Source organism: Streptomyces kebangsaanensis (genome assembly GCF_001906585.1).
GTDB classification, from domain to species: Bacteria; Actinomycetota; Actinomycetes; order Streptomycetales; family Streptomycetaceae; genus Streptomyces; species Streptomyces kebangsaanensis.
In genome coordinates, this window is the sequence record NZ_JUJA01000167.1 from 135573 (window position 1) to 138831 (window position 3259).

At 71.8% G+C, this 3259-nt stretch carries 4 protein-coding genes; 2 read left to right on the forward strand and 2 right to left on the reverse strand.

The genetic code is table 11. From position 1 onward, the window contains the following. Together RH94_RS35400 and RH94_RS41660 are read right to left on the reverse strand one after the other, a co-directional pair. Positions 1 to 519 (reverse strand): hypothetical protein (locus RH94_RS35400; RefSeq protein WP_234426269.1); only part of this gene is annotated, 519 nt, incomplete at its 3' end. Then, entirely contained in the window at positions 516 to 662 is a 147-nt protein-coding gene (locus tag RH94_RS41660) for a hypothetical protein (RefSeq protein WP_199881130.1), read from the reverse strand. The genes RH94_RS35400 and RH94_RS41660, both read right to left, overlap by 4 nt. A 173-nt stretch (positions 663 to 835) precedes the next feature. Here RH94_RS41660 and dapA point away from each other — a divergent pair. Next, a partial coding sequence (gene dapA, locus RH94_RS35405; protein ID WP_073952630.1) for a 4-hydroxy-tetrahydrodipicolinate synthase occupies positions 836 to 1733 on the forward strand: 898 nt, incomplete at its 3' end. Positions 1734 to 2064: 331 nt separating this feature from the next. Next, the gene (locus RH94_RS35410; protein WP_073952397.1) at positions 2065 to 2607 is read left to right on the forward strand and encodes a GNAT family N-acetyltransferase; all 543 of its coding nucleotides are present in this window, start codon (positions 2065 to 2067) and stop codon (positions 2605 to 2607) included. Positions 2608 to 3259 lie beyond the last annotated feature (652 nt).

Genomic DNA, 3259 nt, shown 5'->3' on the forward strand with positions numbered 1-3259 from the left:
CCGCAGCCCCTCCCCGGCCAGCCGGGCGAAGCCGGTGAGCGTCACGGACGTACGGCCGCGCACGCACCCCGGGCAGGCGGCGGCCAGGGCCCGCCAGCCGGGCCTGCCCCAGCCCGCGTCGGCCAGCGCGGAGGCGGGCGCGCCGCACGCGCACGGTCCGACCGCCGCGGTGCGCACCCGCTGGCGGGCGTAGCGGAAGCCGCGCTCGAAGCGGATGTAGGCGCCGAGGACCGCGACCTCCAGCAGGACGGCCGTGCGGTGCTCGGCCGTGCACAGCAGGGCCTCGGCGTCGGCGCGCGCGTGCACGCAGTGGAAGCCGCAGTCGCACAGGCGGGCGGGTGGCCGGTGCCGGCGGCCGTAGACGCAGGACGCGTCCGCGAGGACGCCGTACGGCAGCGCGCCGCCGAGCGACACACCGGTGAAGCGGGCCCGGGTGCCGTCCTGGGACAGCACCGGGTGGGCGATCTTGTATCCGGTCGGCGGCTCCGTGGGGCGTTCCGCGGGCAGCCGCAGCCTCATCGGGCGGCCGGGACCTCTTCGGGCGCTTCGGCCTGCGGCTGCCGGGTCTCCTCGGTGGGTTCGGGGGTTTCGGGGACTTCCTCCTCGAAGACCGGCGGCTGCTCCTGCGCGACTCCGGTGGCCAGTGCCTTGCCGAGCTTCATGACACCTCCCATGAGCTGCCCATTGGTGGCCTCATGCCCATGGTGACCCATGACGGCCGGGTTTGGACACAGGACGCGGTACGGCCACCCGCCCCATGAGGAAGAAACACTTACCGATACCCGGTAGAAGAATTAAGTGGATCTTTACGGTGCGGGCCGCCGAGACTGCTCCCATGACAACTCCGGCGACTGCCTCCGCCCCTCCCTTCGGCCGCGCCCTGTGCGCCATGGTCACGCCCTTCACCGCCTCGGGCGCGCTCGACCTGGACGGCGCCCGGCGACTCGCCGAACGGCTGGTGGCCGAGGGCTGCGAAGGGCTCGTGCTCAACGGCACGACGGGCGAGTCGCCGACCACGACGGACGCCGAGAAGGCGGCGCTGGTGCGGGCCGTGCGGGAGGCGGTCGGGGACCGGGCGTCCATCGTCGCGGGCGTGGGCACCGCCGACACCCGGCACACGGCCGAGCTGGCGCTGGAGGCGGAGAAGGCGGGCGCCGACGGGGTGCTGGTGGTGACGCCGTACTACAGCAAGCCGCCCCAGGACGCCGTGGAGGAGCACTTCCGCACGGTCGCGGACGCCTGCGGGCTGCCGGTGATGCTGTACGACATCCCCGGCCGCACCGGCACCCGCATCGAGCCGGAGACGATGCTGCGGCTGGCCGGCCACCCCCGGATCGTGGCGGTCAAGGACTGCTCCTACGACTTCCTCGGCGCCCAGAAGGTGCTGGCCCGCACCGAGTTGGCGTACTACGCGGGCTGCGAGGAGCACGCCCTCGCCCTGTACGCGGTGGGCGGCGCCGGGTACGTCAGCACGGTCGCCAACCTCGTCCCGCGCCAACTCCGCTCCGTACTGGACGCGTTCGACGCCGGCGACACGGCGCGGGCGGCCCGTCTGCAGCAACGGGCGACCGAGCTCGTCGAGTTGGCGATGTCCGCCGGCCTGCCCGGCACGGTCACCGTGAAGGGCCTGCTGAACGATCTGGGTCTGCCCGCGGGGCCGGTCCGCGCGCCGCTGCGGCCCGCCGGCCGGGAGACGACCGACGGGCTGCGGGCGGCGTACGAGCGGCTGGGGGNNNNGCCGCCCCGCCGGTGCCGGATCAGTTGTGTGCGTGTGGTGCTCTCATCCCGTCCGCCGCCGCCCCAGGCAGAGCCGAGCAGACGCGGCCCATGGCGTCCAGGTCGTTCGTACAGTGGCGCGCTCCACCTGGACGCCAGGGACCACGCCCGCTCCACGGTGTGCGGGTCGACGGCGGACGGGATGAGAGCTGGGGTGAGTGGTGGCTGATGAAAGGCCGAATGCACCACCACGGCCGGGGTGTGAAAGCCCCCGGAAAATACTGGTGAGCCTTTGCCTGCCCACGGCTATCCTGCCTCGTCCTGAACAGGCTAGGGAGGCTCCCCCCCATGAGCAGCACCATGTCGTCCTTTCCCGAGCGGATCGAGCTCTCGGGGGAGGGTCTCGTCCTCCGCGACTGGACGGAGGCGGACCTGGCCGCGATGCCGAAGCTGTTTGACCACCCCGACATCGCGTACTGGACACCGATGGTCTCCCCCTTCGACGAAGCAGCCGCCCGCGCACGGCTGGACCGGGACCGGCAGCTGCGTGCGGACGGTACGACGATCCTGCTCGCCATCACCGTCGACGGCGGCGCACCGCTGGGCGAGGTGATGCTGCGGCGTGCCCCCGAGGGCACGGAGCTCGGCTACGCGATCGGCCCGGCGCACCGCGGCCAGGGGCTGGCGGCGCGGGCGGTGCGAGTGATGGCCGCGTACGCCTTCGAGCAGCTGGGCGCGAGGCAGGTGATCCTGGAGCTGGAGGCCGAGAACGCCGCCAGCGTCGCCGTAGCCACCAAGGCGGGCTTCAGACTGCTCGACGTGCCGCTGATCACGGGTGAGGAAAAGGGGCGACCCTACGCCCTGCAGACGTGGGGTCTGAACCGCCCCTGACCCTCTGCCTCCACCAGGCTGCCAAGGGGACAACGGCGGCTGACATCAATGGCTGACACCAACAGGCACGAACAACAGCAGTCGAGGCCGAACCTCGGCGCACAGCGAGGTCAGGCACAGGCAGGGGTGGCCCGCGTCGGCGACTCCGCATGATCGACCTGATAAAGATGAGCACAGACATCAAAGCCTTGGCCTCGTTCGGGCACCGTCCTCTTGTCGGCCGGCGTCCGTCGCCTTGGCTCGGTCATGGAGACTCTGCCGACCGCGTGGTCAACGCCCAGCATCGATGTCGCCGGGCGTAGAGGAATCCCTCGCGCCCCGCCAAACTCCTACGAGCCCGCCCAGCGCAGGGCCGCACCACATGCCGACCAAGGCAGGGAGTGGCACTCCGATGCCCCTGCCGACCACTACCACACACAGCAGCAGGGCTTGCGAGACCAGATAGACCGCAACCTTCCGCCGCACGCTCCAATTCCACGTGCGCTCAATGAGCCGACGACGCATCGTTCCCCCTGCCCGAGGCCCAGCCGGCCCGGAGTCTGAAGACCAGAACACTTCCGCGTTGTCGTCCAGGACCGTCAGCAGGCTGCCGCCCGTCTCGATGCCCGGCACTTGGGCAGGCACCGCGACCCAGCAGTCCAACAGCGGCGGC